This window comes from Polaribacter sp. R77954, assembly GCF_044595335.1.
In the GTDB taxonomy this organism is placed as follows: domain Bacteria; phylum Bacteroidota; class Bacteroidia; order Flavobacteriales; family Flavobacteriaceae; genus Polaribacter.
In genome coordinates this window covers 871,803-892,686 of the sequence record NZ_CP138992.1, presented here as the reverse complement: position 1 = coordinate 892,686, position 20,884 = coordinate 871,803, and the positions used below count along the sequence as shown (strand labels likewise).

Annotated in this window: 13 protein-coding genes and 2 pseudogenes; 3 read left to right on the top strand and 12 right to left on the bottom strand. The window is 28.4% G+C overall.

What is annotated here, in order from left to right:
* Positions 1 to 88 precede the first annotated feature (88 nt).
* The 3 genes from SJY27_RS03900 to prfB all read right to left on the bottom strand — a co-directional run bounded on the left by SJY27_RS03900 (position 89) and on the right by prfB (position 4,194).
* The gene (locus tag SJY27_RS03900; RefSeq protein WP_397446948.1) at positions 89 to 2,551 is read right to left on the bottom strand and encodes an outer membrane beta-barrel protein; all 2,463 of its coding nucleotides are present in this window, start codon (positions 2,549 to 2,551) and stop codon (positions 89 to 91) included.
* A gap of 94 nt (positions 2,552 to 2,645) precedes the next feature.
* Positions 2,646 to 2,987 carry an arsenate reductase (glutaredoxin) gene (gene arsC / locus SJY27_RS03895; protein ID WP_397446947.1) on the bottom strand — a complete coding sequence of 114 codons (342 nt, stop codon included), beginning with the start codon at positions 2,985 to 2,987 and terminating at the stop codon, positions 2,646 to 2,648.
* Positions 2,988 to 3,099: 112 nt separating this feature from the next.
* A complete protein-coding gene (gene prfB, locus SJY27_RS03890; protein WP_397446946.1) occupies positions 3,100 to 4,194 on the bottom strand; it encodes a peptide chain release factor 2 in 1,095 nt (364 codons plus the stop codon).
* Between the two features lie 86 nt (positions 4,195 to 4,280).
* On the opposite strand from prfB, the gene SJY27_RS03885 reads away from it, so the two are divergent.
* Complete coding sequence (locus SJY27_RS03885; protein ID WP_397446945.1) at positions 4,281 to 6,701, top strand: zinc-dependent metalloprotease; 2,421 nt, start codon at positions 4,281 to 4,283, stop codon at positions 6,699 to 6,701.
* Positions 6,702 to 6,869: 168 nt separating this feature from the next.
* Here SJY27_RS03885 and SJY27_RS03880 read toward each other — a convergent pair whose 3' ends face one another.
* The 7 genes and pseudogenes from SJY27_RS03880 to SJY27_RS03850 all read right to left on the bottom strand — a co-directional run.
* Positions 6,870 to 8,534 carry a hypothetical protein gene (locus SJY27_RS03880; protein WP_397446944.1) on the bottom strand — a complete coding sequence of 555 codons (1,665 nt, stop codon included), beginning with the start codon at positions 8,532 to 8,534 and terminating at the stop codon, positions 6,870 to 6,872.
* A gap of 6 nt (positions 8,535 to 8,540) precedes the next feature.
* Positions 8,541 to 9,737, bottom strand: coding sequence for a DUF4249 domain-containing protein (locus SJY27_RS03875; protein ID WP_397446943.1), 1,197 nt, complete (start codon positions 9,735 to 9,737; stop codon positions 8,541 to 8,543).
* A 4-nt stretch (positions 9,738 to 9,741) separates the two neighbouring features.
* On the bottom strand, positions 9,742 to 12,465 hold the full coding sequence (locus SJY27_RS03870) for a carboxypeptidase-like regulatory domain-containing protein (RefSeq protein WP_397446942.1): 2,724 nt from the start codon (positions 12,463 to 12,465) through the stop codon (positions 9,742 to 9,744).
* A gap of 9 nt (positions 12,466 to 12,474) precedes the next feature.
* On the bottom strand, positions 12,475 to 13,158 hold the full coding sequence (locus tag SJY27_RS03865) for a hypothetical protein (RefSeq protein ID WP_397446941.1): 684 nt from the start codon (positions 13,156 to 13,158) through the stop codon (positions 12,475 to 12,477).
* A 666-nt stretch (positions 13,159 to 13,824) separates the two neighbouring features.
* Complete coding sequence (locus SJY27_RS03860) at positions 13,825 to 14,319, bottom strand: hypothetical protein (RefSeq protein WP_397446940.1); 495 nt, start codon at positions 14,317 to 14,319, stop codon at positions 13,825 to 13,827.
* 741 nt (positions 14,320 to 15,060) lie between these two features.
* Complete coding sequence (locus SJY27_RS03855; protein ID WP_397446939.1) at positions 15,061 to 15,699, bottom strand: CatB-related O-acetyltransferase; 639 nt, start codon at positions 15,697 to 15,699, stop codon at positions 15,061 to 15,063.
* Between the two features lie 405 nt (positions 15,700 to 16,104).
* Positions 16,105 to 16,475 (bottom strand): annotated as a pseudogene (locus tag SJY27_RS03850) (transposase); the annotation flags it as partial.
* A gap of 50 nt (positions 16,476 to 16,525) precedes the next feature.
* On the opposite strand from SJY27_RS03850, the gene SJY27_RS03845 reads away from it, so the two are divergent.
* Positions 16,526 to 17,428, top strand: a complete 903-nt coding sequence (locus SJY27_RS03845) for an IS1595 family transposase (protein ID WP_397445030.1) — start codon at positions 16,526 to 16,528, stop codon at positions 17,426 to 17,428.
* Between the two features lie 4 nt (positions 17,429 to 17,432).
* Here the strand turns inward: SJY27_RS03845 and SJY27_RS03840 are convergent.
* Positions 17,433 to 17,951, bottom strand: a pseudogene (locus SJY27_RS03840) (transposase); the annotation flags it as partial.
* Between the two features lie 512 nt (positions 17,952 to 18,463).
* Positions 18,464 to 19,582 (bottom strand): Fic family protein, encoded by a 1,119-nt coding sequence (locus SJY27_RS03835; protein WP_397446938.1) that lies wholly within the window; start codon positions 19,580 to 19,582, stop codon positions 18,464 to 18,466.
* Positions 19,583 to 20,388: 806 nt separating this feature from the next.
* On the opposite strand from SJY27_RS03835, the gene SJY27_RS03830 reads away from it, so the two are divergent.
* Entirely contained in the window at positions 20,389 to 20,862 is a 474-nt protein-coding gene (locus SJY27_RS03830; protein WP_397446937.1) for a T9SS type A sorting domain-containing protein, read from the top strand.
* Positions 20,863 to 20,884: the final 22 nt, after the last annotated feature.

Below are 20,884 nucleotides of genomic sequence, written 5' to 3'. Positions count from 1 at the left end.
AAGATTGCGTTAGGGATTGAAATGGAAATCCTTTTGTGAAGCATGAGCAAAAGATTGTAATGTAAAGCCCGCTCGAACGCCCAGAAAATTATCCTTCAAACTCTTCACCACCACCATCATAATCTCTATTGCCTCGTTCTCTTTTTTTCTTTTGATTAAAACGATATACAAAGCTAACTCTTATTTGACGCTCTCTCCATTGAAATTCACTGTATTGTTCTGAAAAATCTGGTATTATTGTTGTTCGTTCACTTCTACGTCCATTAAAAACATCGCTAATATTTAAACTTAAAGAAGCTTTTTCGTTAAAAAAATCTTTACTAGCTGCAATGTTCATTGTAAAAATTCCATTTCTTTGAGATATGGCACTTTGAGATGCGCCTCTGTAATTAGAGTTGATTTGTAAATCAGTTTTACCTGGAAGTGTTATTTTTTGATTTATACGTAAGGAAAATGCTGTGTTTTGAAAATCAAAATTTTGAGTTTTATTAGTAACAGGGTTTGTGTAGTCTCCATCTGTAGTAACATTAAACAAATTAAAATCACTGTTGATGTTCCAAACTTTAAAAGGTCTATAGTTTAACGTAAATTCAAAACCTACTCTTTCTTCTGTTGATAAGTTTACCGGAAATCTTCTTGTAATTGGATCACCATTATCTGTGGTTTCCCCTGTATCTTCCTGAATTCTTTCCCAACTATCATTACTTATATTATAATAAATTGAGGTGCTTAACGTAAATTTTTCCCATCGTTTTAAATATCCTAAATCAACAGCATCAGTAAATACCGGATTTAAATCTACATTACCCGTATAAATATTTGCTTCACTAGATCTGCTAGGAAAAGGGTTTAAGCTTCTTCCTCTAGGTCTTCGAACTCTTCTATTATATCCTAAGGTCATATTTTCGCCATCCTTAAATTCAAAACCTAAATTTAAAGTAGGAAATAAATTGCCATAAGTACTCTTTTTAGGAACGCTAACATTAGCTTGATCAATTTCTACAGATGTATATTCATAACGTAAACCAGCTAAAAGAGATATATTATTAAATTTCTGACCATATTGAAAGTAGGCTGCGTTTACAAATTCTTTATAATTGAAGTTATTGTCTAAAAGAACTTCTGTAGGTATATTGTTTTTAAAATCTGTTTGTTCTAAGAAGAAACTATTAAAAATGTCTCTATAATTTCCTCTATATCCTGCTTCATATTGTATCGTTTCTCCAACAGGATGTACATAATCAATTTGTAGTAAAGCTCTATCTTCATTTTGACTTTCGATAACTTCTTCAATTTCATCAGTAAAATTGGCTATAACATCAACCTCTGGTATAAAGTTTATTTTATCTTCTACTTCTGTCGAGTACTGTAAGTTTACAGATAATCTTTTTCCAGAATCATCAAAAGTATTCACATAATCTAAGGTGTACTGTATTCTTTCTTCATCTTCTGATTCGTCTTCTGTTCTTTTAGTAGCTTGTTTTATGTTTCCATTAGGTTCAAATCTATCAATAACATTTGTATTTACATCATCATCATTACCACCATTAAAAATTATATTACCAATAATACTAGAATTTTTTGTTAGGTAATATTCAGCACCAAAGCTTGTAAATATTGACCTTCCTAATCTATCAAATTTTCTTGTTTCTATAATTCTATCTATATTTTCTGATGTTGGATTGACATATTTTGTATCGTAATAAGAGTTACCTGGGGTTTCATTATATCTAAAACCTGTGTTTGTAAAGAGGTTCCATTTTTTTGTTCTCCAATTCGCATTAAATGCTGTACCAACTCTAGCAGGATATCCTAAATCTAATTGAAGAGAGCCGTTAAAACCAGTTAGTTTGTTTTTTCTTAATATGATATTTAAAATACCAGCTGTACCTTCTGCATCATATCTTGCTGAAGGAGAGGTAATAACCTCTACTTTCTCAATAGCTTCTGCTGGTATTTGTCTTAACGCTTCTGCACCATTTAAACCTACTAAAGCACTTGGTCGTCCATCAATTAAAATAGTAACGTTTTCATTGCCTCGCAAACTTACAGCACCTTCAACATCTACTTGTACAGAAGGTACATTGCCCAAAACATCACTTGCGTTTCCTCCACGAATAGATAAATCTTTACCAATATTAAATACTTTTTTGTCTAAACGTATGTCAACAGTAGTTTTTTCTGCGATGATAACCACTTCTTCTAACGAACTTGTGTCTTCCGATAATTTTATGGTACCTAAATTTAAGTTGGAATTTATTACCTTTTTTGGAAATTTTTTAGAATTAAAAGAAATAAACTCAATGCTTATTTCGTAAGTTCCTTTTTGTGTTTTGATGTTAAAATTACCTTCAATGTCTGTAATACCTCCAGAAATTTTTTGAGTTGCTACATCTTTTAAAACAATGGTAGCATATTCTAAAGGTTGATTAGAGTTGGAATCTACAACTTTACCTGTAATAGCTACTTGATTTGAGTTTTTTTGTTTTTGAGAAAATAATGAGCCTCCTAATAATAAAGAAAACAATAAAATAGTAATTTTTTTAGTCAAAACGAGTTGATTTTTTTGTTTAGACTGCAAATTTCTATTTAAGTTTAGTTTAAATCAGTTAAAAAAAAGTTAAACAAAAATTAAAAAAAATATTTTATAAAATTTCTAGAATATTAGATGGTGGCCTACCAATAATAGCTTTGTTTTTATAGATAACAATTGGACGCTCAATTAGTTTAGGATTTACAATCATTGCTTTTATAATTTCAGCGTCAGATAACGTTTTTCCTTTGTAATTTTCTTTCCAAATTTTTTCTGTTTTTCGAACCAATTGAATAGGAGTTATCTCTAATAAATTAATAATTTCTGTTAACTCAGCTTCACTTGGCACAGTTTCTAAATATTTAATGATCTCGAATTCTTTACCGGAATTTTCCAATAATTGCAATCCTTCTCTAGATTTTCTACATCTTGGATTGTGATATATTTTTATCATTTTTTTTTAATTTTTAAATTTGGGTGTCTGATAAAGTTGAATTGAAAATAGTTATCAATTTAACCAACAACCAACAACCAACAACCAACAACCAACAACCAACAACCAACAACTAACCACTCTTTTGCCCATTCAACATCAAATACGCTTTTAAAAAGGCATTGATATTTCCGTCCATTACAGCATCTACATTTCCTGTTTCGTGAGCAGTTCTAACATCTTTTACCAATTTATAAGGATGCATTACATAATTTCTTATTTGACTTCCCCATTCGTTTTTCATTTTATTGGCTTCAATGTCATCTCTGGCAGCTTGTTGTTTTTTCAATTCAATTTCATACAATTGCGATTTTAGCATTTGCATGGCTGTAGCTCTATTATCGTGTTGCGAGCGCGAATTAGAACACTGAATCTGAATGCCTGTAGGTTTATGTGTTAGCTGCACTTTGGTTTCAACTTTGTTTACATTTTGTCCACCTGCACCACTAGAACGTGCTGTTGTAATTTCTATATCAGCAGGATTTATATCCACATCAATAGAATCATCAGCAACAGGATACACATAAACCGAAGCAAAACTTGTATGACGTTTTGCATTACTATCAAAAGGAGAAATTCTTACCAATCTGTGCACACCATTTTCACCTTTTAACCATCCAAAAGCGTAATCGCCATCAACTTCAAAAGTAACGGTTTTAATTCCTGCAGCATCTCCAGCTTGATAATTGAGTGTTTTTAACTTATAACCCTGTTTTTCAGACCACATGGTGTACATTCTAAACAGCATTTCTGCCCAGTCACAGCTTTCTGTACCTCCAGCTCCTGCTGTAATTTGAATGGTTGCAGAAAGGGAATCTCCTTCATCAGACAACATGTTTTTAAACTCAATATCTTCTAAAAAAGTACTCACTTTTTCAAATTGTGCTGTAATTTCAGATTCTTCAACTTCACCTTCTTTAAAGAATTCATAAAGTACGTTTACATCTTCATTTAAAGTAATGGCTTTATGGTAATCTTCTACCCATTTTTTTTTGAACCGTAATTCTTTCATCACCTTTTCTGCTTCTTTCGGATCGTTCCAAAAGTCAGGATTGGCTGTTTTTTCTTCTTCATTTGCAATTTCAATCAGTTTTTTATCGATTTCTAAATATGTTTTTAGTTTATCGATTCTAGTTGAAATATCTTTAAGTTGGTCTTGTGTAATCATAAGCTTCACAAAAATAAATGAATTTTTAAGATTTATGGTTTTAAAAGCTGATAGTTATTTTATAGATTTATAGAAAATATTTTACAATGAAAAAATTACTACTTCTTTTCTTATTTTTAGCTATCAATTTTAATGGGTTTTCTCAATTTTTTATCGAAAAATCTGGCAAAAATTTACAAAAAGGAATTACAAAATACGAGGGCTATTTTACTTTTTATTATGATGAAAATTCAGATAAACTCTTTCTACAAATAGATCAATTAGATGACGAATTTTTATATGTACGTTCGCTATCAGAAGGAATTGGATCTAATGATATTGGTTTAGATAGAGGGCAATTAGGAGGTGGAGTAGTAGTATATTTTAAAAAAGCTGGAAATAAGATTTTAATAGTGCAACCTAACCAAGATTTTAGAGCCATTACTGACAATTTAGAAGAAAAAAACTCGGTAAAAGAAGCTTTTGCAAAATCAGTTTTACACGGATTTGTAGTTAAAGAAACCAAAAAAGGAAGTTATTTGGTAGATGCAACCTCCTTTTTTATGAGAGATGCACATGGAGTAGCATCAAGATTAGCAAGACAAAAAGAAGGGAATTACAGTTTAGATAAAAGCAGAAGTGCATTTAATTTAAGCCGTACAAAAGCTTTTCCAAAAAATGTGGAATTTGATGTTATGCTTACTTTTAAAGGTACTCCAAAAGGAAGAAATATTAGAAGTGTTGTGCCAGATGCTAGTGCAGTTACTGTAAATCAGCATCATTCTTTTGTAGAATTACCAGACAATAATTACAAACCAAGAAAATACGATCCACGTTCTGGTTCTTGGCAAATGAGCTATTTAGATTATTCTACGCCCGTAAATGAATCGATTACAAAACGATTTATTTATCGTCATCGATTAGAAAAAAAGAATCCAGAAGCTGCTATTTCAGAAGCAGTAGAGCCCATTATTTATTATTTAGATAGAGGTACTCCAGAACCTGTAAGATCTGCTTTATTAGATGGTGGACGTTGGTGGAATCAAGCCTTTGAAGCTGCAGGATATAAAGATGCTTTTCAATTTAAAATGTTGCCAAAAGACGCAGATATGTTAGATGTGCGTTATAATGTGGTGCAATGGGTGCACAGATCTACTCGTGGTTGGAGTTATGGTTCAAACATATCAGACCCAAGAACTGGAGAAATTATTAAAGGACATGTTAGTTTAGGAAGTTTAAGAATTCGCCAAGATTTTTTAATTGCACAAGCGTTGCAAGCACCTTATACTACTAATAATACAGATGATGATTTTGCATTACAAATGGCAATTGCCAGAATAAGACAATTAGCGGCTCACGAAATTGGGCATACATTAGGATTCTCACATAACTTTTCTGCTAGTACAAATGGTAGAACTTCTGTAATGGATTATCCACATCCAAAATTTACTTTAAAAGATGGTAAAATTGATTTTTCTAATGCTTATGATGATAAAATTGGGGCTTGGGATAAAGTAACAGTTGCTTATTCATATCAAGATTTTACAGAAGAAACAAATGTAGATGAAGCTTTAAATAAAATTTTAGAAGAAGCTTACGCAAGCGGATTAAAATATTTATCGGATGCTGATGCAAGACCACAAAGTAGTGCAAGTGCAACAGCGCATTTATGGGATAATGGAGGGAATATTCATGATGAATTATATAATTTGTTAAAAGTGAGAAAAACAGCAATTGCTAATTTTTCTACGGATAATATTAAAACAGGTCAACCTTATTCTGTTTTAGAAGATGTTTTTGTTCCGCTTTATTTTTTACATCGTTTTCAAACGGAAGCCACAACAAAATTGATTGGAGGTTTAGACTATAGTTATGCTGTAAAAGGAGGAAATCAAACAGTGGTAAAAAGAGTTTCTGGAACTACAGAAAGAATTGCTTTGCAAGCCGTTTTAAGAACGTTGGCTGTTGATGAAATAGCAATTCCTAAAGAAAAGCTAGCTTTGTTTCCACCAAGAGCCATAGGTTATGGTAGAACTCGTGAATCTTTTAAAAGTAAATTAGGTGCTGCTTTTGATGCTTTTTCTGCGGTTGAAACAGCTTCTGAAATGACGTTGAATTTATTGTTAAATCCACAAAGAATGTCACGATTAATTGCATATAAAAGCTTAGATAAAAAACAATTGGGTTTAGAAGAACTGATTGATGAATTGGTTACTAAAACTGTTAAAAAAAGTCATAAAGATGGGTATTATCAAGAATTACAAAATGTTATTAATACCAAGGTTTTAGAGCAGTTGTTTTATTTGGGTGCCTATAAAAATCAGTACAAACAAGTAAACGCTATTGTAATGTTTAAGTTAGACGAAATACAATCAATCTTAAAAAATAAAAAATCAGAGGGAGTTCAGAAAATATATGATGCTGCTATGATAAAAATGATTGACGGGTTTTTGAAAAATCCAACTTCATTTAAAAAGCAAAATGCACCACAAATTCCTGATGGTTCACCAATTGGGAGTGATTATTAATTAAGAGTATAATGTAAATAAAATAGTATTACTTAATATATAAAATCAACATTAAAAAAGCATTAATTACGCTGCAATATAGTTGCTTGTTTAAATATTTATTTCAGCAAATAAAAACGAATAGAGAACCTGTAAAGATTATTACACGTAAGCTGAGTCTGTAGTGAATTATTGAACTGTAAAAGAGGTTTCTTCAAAAACAGGAGTTCCATCATTTAAAATACCTTGAAATGTAATGGTATATTTACCAGGAATATCTGAGGTGTAAAATGAAAACAAGTTGGATTCATTTTTTTTATGTGTATCCCAGTACAATTGTGTTCTTAAATCCGGAATTCTATGGTTGCTGTTTTTTTCATAATCGGGTTTAAACCATTTTTTTGATGGTAAAGGTTTTAAGAGTTTAAAACTTGAACTTGTATAAGGACTATAATTTTTTTCTTTAGTGACAATATTCAGAATTCCTTGGTAAGTGATTGCACCATACTTGTATTTTTCTCTAACCACATCTATAGAAGCAATTTCAAGTGCGTCAAAATCCATAAATTTAGTGTGGTTGTTTAAGATGTAGCCATCAACAATTAAAAGCGTTTTTAAATTGGTATTCGTAATTAAATTGGCGTCTCTAACATGAAAAGCATAAGTGTCTTCTTTTTCAGAAATCCAAACGTTCTGTAAAATTTCTACAGCAACTTCTTTTATTGTTTTAAAACGGGTATAATCGTCTAATAAATAATGTTCTTTTGTGGTATTATTTTCAAAAACAAAGGTGTTTATTTTTGCGGAGGCCATTTCGGTTTTTTTGGCTTCAGCAAAAGCATTTTCGATTTGAATATTTTTATTCTGTGTTTTTATGTAATTTCTTAAAGGTTCAGTTAAATACAGTTCTTTAAAATTAGAAAAACTTTTTTGAGATTTTGTTTGATTATCTAAGGTAATTTTATATCCTTTTTCATTTAAAACCTCTAAAATTACCTGATCTGCACTATAAGATTGGTTTATTGTAAAAAAGAATTTACCTTTTTTATTGGTTTTTATAATTTTAGATATTTTGTTTTGTCCTATAAAAGAAACTCCGATTGCAATATTTTCTAAATTTTTATTTTTTGAAGTGCTAATAGTACCTGTAAACAATTCGCCCCTTAATTCTGGTAAATGATTATTAGGTTTAAATGAGGTTTTGTTTTGATAATTGTTAAAAATTGAGGTAATACGTTTTTTGGGAATAAAGTTAAAGTTATTTGCTTTTTGTACAGATACTGAAACCGTTTTAATAAGGTTTTGATTGTATTGTACTGTAACTTTTTCTCTTGTTGCGTAATCGTTTTTATTTGTTTTAATTTTAAGAATGGATGCCTTTTTGTTATCAGAAGCAATAATTATGTTTTTATGTAAAGAGTCTTCTTGTTGTAATTTATTTGCAAAAGGATTTATAATAAATACATCTTCTTCAAATACATCATTTTCATTTTTCATCCATTGTGTATAAGCAATCAGCTTATAACCACCTGTTTTAAGTGAAGTATTTATAAAAAAATTGCCACTACCTTCACCCTTATTAAGGTTTATTTTTTGAATTAAAACACTTTGATTGTTATTGTTAATCAATTCAATATACCCCACTTTACTTAAAGTGCTTAAATTATATTTTTGATTTTTAAAACAAAATATTTTGTACAGAATTTGCTCTCCACTTACAAAGATATTTTTGTTTACTGCTGCAAATATTTTTTCTTTAGGAAAAGTTGAAACGTCTTTTACGTTCACTTTTTGTGAAAATCCTATTTTTGATAATAGGCAAAACAGGCTTAAAATAAATAATTTTTTAGTCATAGTTTTCTAATCAATCCAAAATTCTGGTTTTACATTACTACCTAATACTGTACAATCTCCACAAACGCTAGGCACCATTAAATAAGGACCTTCAAGAGCAGACTGACCTAAATTGTTTTCGCTGTAATAGGTATAACTACCTCTGTTTATTAAATCTACAAGAGGTGAAGATTGTGAAAAAGAATCATACAAAATAGGAGCTGCAAAATCACAATCGTAAGGATATTCGAAAGTTTTATCAGGAAAAACATCTGCAAAATTAAAGAATAGCCTTTTTTCTGAAACTGTAGATACTTGAAAGAAACCAATGGTTTTTTCGTTTTCATTATTGTTTGAGCTAATATTACCTGAAATAAAACCAGGTTGAGATTGCGCAAAAACATTATCTGAACTAGATAATCTTTTTAGAGTGTTAAAATAATTATATGCAGATGGTGTAATAACAAATTGTTTTACCAAAATACTGTAACGTTCTGCAATTTTAAAATTGGTATCTAACATAAAATTTACAGGAAAAATCACGCTGTTTTCTTCTAAAGATGCAGTTTCTGCCACTAAAATATCTGTAGAATTTAGTGTTTTGTAACAATTTTTATTTTCTATGGTTTTTTCTACTACAGCAACACGATAAGGAAAACTGTTAGAAATAACCATTAATTCTTTATCTGACCAAAAAGGAGGTGTAATTTTATAAGTTTCTTCAAACGTGTATCTGTAATATTTGGCAGATTCGTTTGTGCTACTGCTTTCTACATATATTGCTACACCATCTAATCCGTCTGTAGAAGCTTCAATATTAGTGCTTAGGCAATTTATTTGAGAGGTAGCTGTTAACGTTTCTGGTGTTGAGCTGTAAGTGTTGCCATCTTTTGTTGTAATGTTTAAGGTATATGTATTGTTGTTTGTAGCTTGAAAAGCAATAGAAGATTCGTATTGCCCATTAGAAACCTCAGTAAAAGTGTAAATAGTACCATTGCTATTTGAAATAGTTACAGTTGCACCTGTTTCATTTTTTATGCTATCATCATTTAATTGAAATGTTCGAGATAATTGAACATGATGTTTTTTTAATTGATTGGTAATACTGGCTTCTACTACCAATAAATTATCAAAAGACAGATTTTCAATTTCTATGGGCTCTACACAACTAAAAATGATTAAAAAGAATAGTGCTTTAGTAAAATATGATTTTATAAATGTCATCTTTTTAAAATTTAAAATTATAAGTAATAGTAGGAATAGGAGTAGAGAATATTGAACTCTGATATGCATTAACACCACCATCTTCTGAAACAAAAAATACAGCAAAAGGATTGTTTCGTCCTAAAACATTATATACTGAAATGTTCCAAAAACTATGTGCTAGTTTTTTAACTTTATGGTTTCCTTCTATATTTAGTCCAATATCTAACCTGTAATAATCTGGAATTCTAAATTTATTTCTATCACTATACAATACAAATTCATTGCCCTCAAAAATATATTTTCCTGTAGGATATGTAATGGGTCTACCAGTTTGGTAAGTAAAATTACTAGACAAACTGAATCTTTTTGTAAGTTTATAGTTTAAAATAACATCGATGTTGTGTGGTTTATCAAAATTGGTAGGAAAAAACTCACCATTATTAACTTTATCTTCATTAAAAGGACTATCAAGTTTTATAAAAGATCTCGCATAACTATACCCAAACCATCCATTTAGTTTCCCTGTATTTTTTTTGGCTAAAAACTCAATTCCGTAAGATTTTCCAGGACCTTGTAATACTTGAGTTTCAATACGTTCATTTAATAAAAAATTAGCACCTGTTTTATAATCTAGTACGTTTTTATAGTCTTTATAATAGCCTTCTACACTCAGTTCATATTCATTAACATTAAAGTTTTTAAATATTCCTAAAGATGCTTGTATGGCTTCTTGGGGTTTAATGTTGTTGTCAGACAATTTCCAAGCATCTGTAGGTGATGCTGTGGTATTATTGCTTAATCTATGAATAAATTGAAAAGCTTTATTAAAGCTAGCTTTTAAAGACAACTCAGGATTTAAAAAATATCTAGTAGAAAAACGGTATTCTAAACCATTATAGGTTTTAAAAACTTCATTATTGTTAAATGCTTCTGTACGTTCTAAATTAGCATCTGTAATTGAAGCGTTTTCTTGGTAATAACGCTGTGTTGATGCACCTAAGCCTAAATAAACAGAGTATCTAAAACCTAAGTTAAAAGAAAGTTTTTTATTTACATCATATATATCAGATATAAAAACGGCACTTTCTAAACCTCTTTCATCATCTACAGAAAGTGGATTTACTATTGAATTATCATCTAAAGGAGTAATGCTTCCTGGAGCAATGTTGTATAGTTTAGAAGAAATACCATAATCAAAAGTATGTTGTTTAGAATGTGCATATTTCATTTTTAGTTTAGCACTAACTTCATCAATATTGTATTTTAAATCAAAATTATTATTTCCTTCACTATCATATTTAATATTAAACGCATAATTACTGGTAGATAATATTAAGTTACCGTGATTTTTATCGTTAAATTTATGATTCCAATTAATAGCAGCTAAGGTATTGCCATAAGTATTTGTGGTATCTGATGCTATTCTAAAATTATCATTACTGTGATATCCTGTAATTCTTATAGCATTTTTTTCATCAAATTTATGATTGTATTTTGCAATAACATCGTAAAAAGAAGCGCTACTGTTGTTTAAGGATTTGTCATTGAGTGATTTTAAAATCCAATTAGAGTAAGTACTTCTAAACCCCACTAATAAGCCAGATTTTTCTTTAATTACAGGTATTTCTAGGCTTATGTTACTGGTAACAACACCAATAGAAGCTTCTCCTTTAAATTTATCTACAGTTGCATCTTTTGTTTTTATGTCAAAAACAGATGAAATTCTACCACCATATTCTGCAGGTATATTTCCTTTATACACTTTTAAATCGCTAGTAGTAAATGGGTTAATGGCCGAAAACAGGCCTAAAAAGTGTGCAGGATTGTACATTACACTTTCATCAAGTAAAAATAAATTTTGATCTACTTTTCCACCTCTAACATTAACACCTTCTGCACCTTCTCCAGCAGATTTAATACCTGGTAATGTTGTTGCCACTTTTAAAATATCTCGTTCTCCTAAAACTTGTGGAATATTTTTAATTTCAGCAATATTTATTTGAGTAATTCCTGCAACAACCTCTTTAACGTTGTTTTCTTTTTTGGTTTTAATAATAAGTTCATCAAGCATCTCAGCTTCTTCACTCACTTTTAAATTTAAAGTACCATTTCCATAAATTATTATGTCTTTTTCAACTGTTTCAAAACCCATTAAAAGGGTTTTAATAACATGAGAGCCGTAAGCTAAACTCATTTTAAAATATCCATTATAATCAGTAGTGGAAGTAATATTATCTTTAGGTTCTAAAACCACTAGCCCTTCTATAGGTTTACCTGTTTCTTTATTTATAATTGTTCCAGAAAGGGTATGTTTTTTATCTCTAGAAGATGCAGATTCTTTTCCTATAATAGTAGGTTTTGCGTTATTGGAATTATTATCAATATAAACAGGAGTATAACTGTTTTGTTCGTTTTTAGTTGCTTTAGTTTCATAGATACTTTTATGAATCAGTTTCCCTTTGGTTAAGATAATTTTTTTATTGTCTATGACCTTAAAATTTATTTGAGTACCTCTAAAAAGTGTGTTTAAGATATCTTGTATGGAAGCATCTTTAAAATTTACTGAGATTTTTTTAGGATCAAGCCAATCTTCTATAAAATAGAACGTAAAGTTGGTCTGCTTTTCTAAAGTGATTAAAATTTCTTTAGGGGTTAAATTTTTGAATTCAATACTAACTTTATTATCTTGAGCAAAAAAAATTGATGGTGTCGCTAAAAGCAAAAAAATAATAATTTTCTTCATCATTTTTATAACTTATTTAGGAGTTTTAATTTCTTTATCCAACAAAATGATTAGCTTTTTGTAAAATTGATCTAAATCTTTTTTGAGTAAAGATTTATTAGTTTTATAAAACTTTTTTACATCACTTTTATAGGTAGGAAAAATTTTAATGATATCTTTTTTAGAACTTACACTAAAAAGTTTAGATTGATAATCTAAATAATACTTATTATCATCACTAAACTTATAATATATATAAGATTCGTTTAACTTTTTAACTTTATTTTTATTGTGTTTTTTATAAAATTGTAAAGGCTTAACATCAGAGATTACTGCTACATACCCTAAAATACTATGATTTATAAAATGGCAATTATGTAAGGTAAAATTGCTAACTAAATTACTTTCTAAAACAATAGTTTGATTGTCTATTCTTACTAATAAAGCATCTTGGGCCACGTTATATTTTACAGAAACATTAAAAAAAGTTTGTTGCTGATAATTGATTTTACCCAAATAAAATTGTTTGGATTTAAAATATTGATGATCGTTATCAAGTGATTTATACTTTTCTGTATGAATAGCACCATAACTGATATCTGTATTCGAAGCGCCTACAGTTTTATCAAAAAGTGTGTATAGAGTTTGTTCACTAGAATCGGTTTGTGAAAAAGTAGATAGTGTAAAAAACAGTATCAGTGCAATTATTTTTATCATTTATTGGGTTGAATAATGGTTTAAATGTATAAAAAAAACAATAACTATTTAGTTGCAATAAGTGCTATTTTATTATTTAACATTTCAGTTATTTTATGCTTAAAATGTTACCCATTAAAGTGTGAATTCCTTATTTTTAAAGCTATTTTTTATTTAATTCGTAAAATCATTTAAAATGATGAGATGTGTTATTTTTGATAATCAACAATATTTTTATAAACTATAGCAATTATTCAAAAAAATAAGCTACTGGTATTTCTATAACTTGACACAACCCTAAATTTTATAAAGTTGCAATTATAAAATGCATAATTAAATTGAGTCTTATATAAGTTTTTTTAGCACAGATCCTTTCAAAAATTATTGAAAAAAAAGTTTGTTTTGTTTGGAAGGATTTTGTGAAGCAAATAGTTAGTTGAAAAACCTAATATTTGGATTGTAATTTCAGCATCTTACTAAAAACAAAAACAAAAACAATAACCAATAAATAATGATTGTTTTAATATACAACTTGTATTAATTGAAAATGACGTCTACTATTAAACATTTTTTAGCTAGAAAACTCTTAAGAAGAAATTAGCAACGCTTAAAAAACCGAAATTAAATAAAAAAAGCCCCAAAGTATAACCTTGGAGCTTTTAAACTGAAACAAACTACTGACTATTTTTAAACCCTTTTAATATTTAATAATTTATTAGTAGATTTTAAATAGCTATTGTATATAAATTTATACTGTATTAACTCTTTAAAACCATAAGAACCCTGGTTGTTATCTGTAATTAGCTTATCTCCATTTTGAATCTCTGTCCATAAATTATTGGTAATTTTTGTGTGATTTGCGATAACAGTATCATTATAATTGGGTAGTAAAATGTGCCCAGAACTTAATTGACTAGACGTACCAGAAACTCTATCAACAATATATATATTGGCTCTAATTTCAGAAAAACCTCGATATTTTTTTATAATTTCTGTATCTACATAAAACATTACTTTATCAGAGGGTCTACAACCCATTTCTTGTTTATTTAGTAGTGCAATAATATCTACTTTTTCTAAATTTAGTTTAGCCGTTAAGTTTTTGTTTTTTTTAAAATTCACAAATGAAAATACAGCTAATAAGAGTATACTAAGTATAACTATTTTTTTTATTAATTTCATATACAGTGTTTTATGTGTTAGAGTGTTGTTGTAAAATTAAATAATATTTACAGTTTTGTACAAAAAGCACGATTACAACGCATAAAGTTTAGACCAATACATAAATAGTTTCGCTAAGTAAATCTATAAGAAAAATAAGGACGATTAAATACTAAAAAGTATAGTTCAATGTTTATATAAAATAGAATAAAAAGATACCTTTTTACTTAAAATGATAGTTAACGATGCAGCATTTATGATTCATCAAAAAAATTAATGCATCGAAAATTTTATCAAAAATCTTAGGCTTTTTCTAATCAATACCAATGCCGTAATTAAAAATGGAAAAAAGCATGCAAAAAAGATCATTACATTTAAGGCATCTGTTAAAGTTCTAATGTTAGAGATTTCAATTAAATTTTTACCGGTAAAAAATAAACCAGTAGCGCATACAATTAAAATGACAAATTGTTTTGTGATATTTGTTTTCATGATGGGGGAATTTGAAGATTAAAGCCTAAAATTAAAGAAAATATTATAAAAAACCAAATTCATCTATCTAAATTTGTTCAATTTTAACAGTTTTTATTTAAATTAAAATAAACCGATTTTAAGTCTAAAATCTAAGATCAGGAAGTAGTTTGTTTTTTGTTGTTTTAAAAATGAAATATAAGATAGTTTAACATCTGTTTTTTTGATGAATTGAAAATTTAAAGAATGCATAGAAGTTAGCTAAAAAGACTAATAATTTACAGATATTCTTTAGCGTACGTTATTTAGTTCTATTAATTGATCAATATTATAATTGGTTAAATTCTGAATGTGCTTAGTAATTTTTTCAATATCCCAATTCCACCATTTTAGATTTAATAGTTTTGAAATTGTATCTTTTGAAAAACGCATTTTTATTTCTTTTCCGGGGTTACCACCTACAATAGAATAAGGTTTAACATCTTTAATTATGGTTGAGTTTGTAGCAATAATGGCTCCATCACCAATGTTAACTCCAGCCATAATAGTAGCATTGTAGCCTATCCAAACATCGTTTCCAATAATTATATTTCCTTTATTGGGGTAGTTTTTTCCATCCATCGCATTTTCCCATCCATTTCCAAAAATAGCAAAAGGATATGTTGTTAAAGCATTTGTTAAATGGTTTGCTCCATTCATTATAAATTTCACATCAGAAGCAATCATACAAAATTTGCCAATAATGAGTTTATCATCAATAAAATCAAAATGATATTTTACATTTTTTTCAAAATTTGCTACATTTTCAAAATCATCATAATAGGTATAATCTCCAACAATAATATTTGGGTTTTTGACAACATTTTTTAAGAAACAAAGCCGATTATAATTGGCGAGTGGAAATTTTTGGTTTTTGTCTGGTCCATTCATAAGATTGTTGTTATTTGAAATTTCACTCTTTTTTATTTTTTTTGTGTTGCAAATGTAAAGTTTTTGGCTCTTTTTCTTTGTTCTTCCAAATTCCAATCAAAATTAAACCGATCAGCAAAATCTAAAAGGTTTTGACCTTTAAATATATTCATAATACTGTATTTATTGACTTTAAAGATATGAATTTAAATATTGGCCTCTATTTTTCTTTATTAATATTTAATGCTTTGAATTAGACTATTTAGAGGTTTAGTATTAAGTTTTTTAGTGAAGTTTATTCTTTAAAAAACAATAAATTTAAGTAAGATTTTTCATTCAACATAAATACTCACTCATTTTAATATCCTTATAATAATGTGATAAAAAATTTAATACAAATTTACTACCTTTAACTCGTTGTGTATTTTAAATAATGCTAATTTTAATATTATTAATGTTTCTATCAAAGATGAATTTATTGATAAACTGTATTACAGTTAAAGCAGTTATCTTAGATAGTATTCTAGTTTTAAACCCATCAAAAGATTTTGCATAATTTCTTCTAATCATAAATTGGTCACAAAGTTGAGAGAATAAAGTTTCTATTCTCTTTCTTTTTTTTTCCTAAAAATATAAGGTTGTTTTCTATAGTTTTTTTGATTTTTCCTCATGGGAGTATTCAGGGTTATTTTACAGGTTTCAAATAAATTTAGTTGAATTTCCGACGACAAATACCCTTTATCTGCTAGCAATGTACAGTCTTTAATTTGCGTTTGAATATCTTTCAAATAATGAATTTGAGTTAGTCATATAATTTCCGTATATTTATATTATTAAATACAGTAAAATGGAAGAATTTAAGGGACAAGACTTACTAAACTTTATAAAAGAATTACCAAATGATGAAGCCTGTAAATCCTATTTAGCGAAAATAAAATGGCATGATGGTTTTACATGTAGTAAATGTGGTCATACCAAAGGCTGTGCAAAATCAGGTTATACTTATCACTGTTACAACTGTCATCATGTGGAAAGTGCTACAGCAAATACTATTTTTCATAAAGTTAAATTTGGCCTACAGAAAGCATTTTGTATTGCATTTGAGATGAGTACAAGCAGTAAAAGCATATCAAGTATTCAAATGGGTAAACGCTTTAGTCTTCGTCAAGGAACAGCTTGGTATTTTATGCAAAAAGTTCGTAAAGCGATGAAGAGCAGCCAAAAATATCCTTTGGAAAAATTAATTCATGTTGATGAATTTACAGTTGGAGGAAAAGAAGAAGGTAAACAAGGTAGAAGTTATGATAGTAAAAAGAAAAAGGCTGTTATAGCAATAGAATTGACAGATAATAACAAAGTAAAAAGAGTCTATATTAGGTCGATTGATGATTATTCTGCAAAATCACTAACCCCAATATTTGAAGAACATATTTGTAAATCATCAAAAATAATTACAGACAAATGGAGAGGCTATGAACCTTTAAAAGAAAATTTTAATATTGAGCAGATTTATAGCAACAATGGTGGTAATTTTAAACAATTACATACTATAATTATGCAAGTGAAATCATGGATAAGAGCCATACCTACTCATGTGAGTAAAGCACATATTCAAGCTTACTTTGATGAATTTTGTTTTAGAATCAATCGCTCCCAAAATAAAGCTAGTATTTTTCATAAAACAATACTAAGAATGGTAGAAAGTAAACCTATTTACCAGTCTCAAATAAAACAGCAAATAAACGTATAACTCAATAATGAATATTGTGCACTGAGGCTGGACTTAAGTCAAAACTTTGAAATACCCCATTTACAGAACAAACAGCATGTAATTTGTATCCATAATATCTTGAATTTTGTGAAGCACAATACCCTTTATCTGGAAAGCTATGATTTGATTCTTTACATATTTTAGAACGAGTACTTCTTGATAATTTATAAATTTTTAAGGGCATACTATCCACAATAAAATAGTTTTCAAACTCGTTAAAATACAAGACCAATTTTAAACGAATAACTTCCATATGATTTGATAAATTTCTTTTTCTCCTATTGTAAACACTTCGCTCTATTTTAATAGATATTGACTTAGGAAGCTTTCTAAATAAATCATTTTCACTATCAATTCCCATAAATTCAGCAGTTAATGTTAGACTTATAAGTTCTAAATCACTCATTTTTGGCTTACGTCTCTGATAGCTCAATAATTGTTATTTTGATATTTTTCTTAAAACTTCAAGTATTCTTTTGTAATTTGCACCTAAGTTGTTCATCGTAAATGTTTTGTGGTTAAAACAATTTACTGATTATCAGTAAGATGAACAACTTTTTTAACTTAAATTATAATGCACAACGAGTGTTTCTAATATTTTTACAATTAATAAATCCTATTTTAAATTGATTAGGAATTTTATTTAATATCGCTGCTAAAAAAGAGAGTTGGTTCTTAATTTGTTTTTTGTAACAACCTGTTTTACAGTTTTTCATAGCATGTGGTGACTGAATAAAAAAGTTGATACATTATTATTTTTGGTGTATCAATAGAAAAATTTATAGTTAAATTACAGAGTTTTTTTTATTTTATTTAGAGCATTACATAAAAATATGTGTTTGTTTATCAACTAAATTAAAAACAAATAAAACTTTGTTATAATTTCAATCAATTTAAAATGAATCAACAGTTTTTTAACCTTTTACTAAAAAAATATTTGTAATTCTATACGATTATGTTATATAAGATAAAAAAATGTTAAACCATCATTTTTTAAGGTACTATTATCAAAGATTAATTAGTTTTAATATTCAATTGATAACGTGTACCTTTTAATTCACCAGTTTTGATAAGTACTTTTTTGTCAGTTAAGTCTTTTAAATCCCTTGTGGCAGTAGATTCAGAAGTTTTGGCAATTTTAATATAATTTTTGGCACTTAATCCCCCTGTAAATCCTGTATGTCCTGCTTCAAAAAGACGAAGAACAACTCTATTTTGTCTTTCATTTAATTGAGTTTTATAACGCTCAAAAAATTTTGTTTTTTCAACAATAAAATCAATACGTTTTAAAGTGTCTTGTTGAGCTTCTAGAATTGTATTTCCAAAATAATTGAGCCAATCCGTAACTTCAAGTGTAGTATTATTGTCTTCCAAAGCTTGGTAATATTGTTTTCTGTTAGCTTCAATAGTATGAGATAAAGAAATTAAAGTAGGTTGTCCTGCACTGAGAGCAATAGATTTTTCTGCTAACGCTCTAGCAATTCTTCCATTTCCATCTTCAAATGGATGAATACAAACAAAATATAAATGCGTTAGTCCTGCTTTTACAAGTGGTAGCATAGAATTATTATTAGGCTGATGTATCTCATTAAACCAGGTAATAAATTGCTCCATTTCTGTTTTCATTGTGTTAGATGGTGGGGCTTTAAAATGAACCGTTGGTTTATCTAATCTTCCAGAAACTACTTGCATAGGAGATTCATGTGTTCTGTATCTTCCAATATCTGTTAAATCTCTTCTGCCATTGGTGAGCATTTTATGCCATTCAAAAAGTTGGTTATGTGATAAAGGTGTATCAAAATTTAGATATAAATCCACCATCATTTCTGAGATACCAAATTCCGCAGGCGGAATTTTTCTATTCTCAACACTTAATCCAAGGTTCTTTTTGATTGAAGATTGTACACTATCTCTATTTAATATTTCTCCTTCAATCTCAGAAGTTTTTATTGCTTCTGTACTTAAAATTTCTACTAGTAAGTCATCTTTAGAAACCCCTTCAATATGTTTGATAGCTCCAAACACAGTTCCAGTATTTTGAGAAAATTGAAGCTCTAATTTTTCTAAAACATTCTTGTCATAAGAAAAATGAGGCCAATTTTTTAGTAACCAATTCCAGATTTTATGTGCCATGAGCGATATATTTATCTTTTATCGCTCAAATTTAATCATATTCTGAGCTATAAATCAAGTTTTTATAGCTCAAAATGGTTTTAATTCAAAAATATGAGGCTTATTGAGTTATATAAGTACTGAAAATGTTGTCGGATAGTTGTCTAATAATAAAAAAGCAGTTACAAAAATTATGTAACTGCTTGGTTTTTAAGTAGCGAGGAGCAGATTTGAACTGCCAACCTCAGGGTTATGAATTTGATAAAAAATCTAATTTTTAACCCTTTTTTGCTTTATCTTAATAAAATCGTGTACCGAAGTGTGTACTCTGATTTATAATAAATTTTCATTCAAATATAGTATTATAAATATTTAAAAGCTAAAAATATTTTGCGCTTTCAAGAGTATTTAAAATTATGAGATTTAAAGTATAGTCATAGTTGATTTTTTCAAAATCGCTTTCAAATCGCTTCATGGTGTTTTTTATGTTTTTCTTTTTTATAGAAAGTTACCAAAAACGTATACTGATATCAATAAAAACAATAATCTAGGGCTCTTACGGTTATCCGTAAGTTTTTTGTATCAAAAAAAAATACTTTTGATTTGGTTAATTTAATAAAATGATTAATGATTTTAAGAGCTGATAATTCATCAAAAATAGTTTCACTAATAAGGTAAATGATATAAGTGTAATGAGTCCATAAATAGATTATTAATTTTAAATATAAAAGTTTGCAGAGTAATACTAATAAGTAAACTGATTTTTTGTAAAGTTTGTTATTTATTATATTTTTGTTTCGAAAAAGTGCTATCAAAAAGAAAAAGTTATGAAAAAAAACATCCTATTGGGTGTGATGTTATGTACATCACCTTTAATTTACTCTCAAGCAACATTTGCATCTTCCGGAGGTAATACTATAAGTGATAAAGGTTCTTTAACCTTTACAGTTGGCCAGTTAGTGTATACTTCAAGCCATAATGATAATGGCTCTATAGCTCAAGGAGTTCAACAAGCTTTTGAATTTCAGTTATTGAGTAACTCAGATGTTTCGCCAAAAAACTTCACTCTATTAACGTACCCAAATCCAACTTCCGATAATTTTGTAGTAAAGTTATCAGATACATCTTATAATAAACTTGAGTATACGCTTTTTGATATTCAGGGAAAACAAATAAAAACAGGAGGGATTACTAAAAGAGAGACAAGTATTGCTATACAAGATGTTTCCAATGGAGTTTATTTCTTAAAAGTCACAAAAGACAAACAATTATTAAAGTCACCAAAAATTATTAAAAAATAGACAGCTATGAAGAGGATGTTTT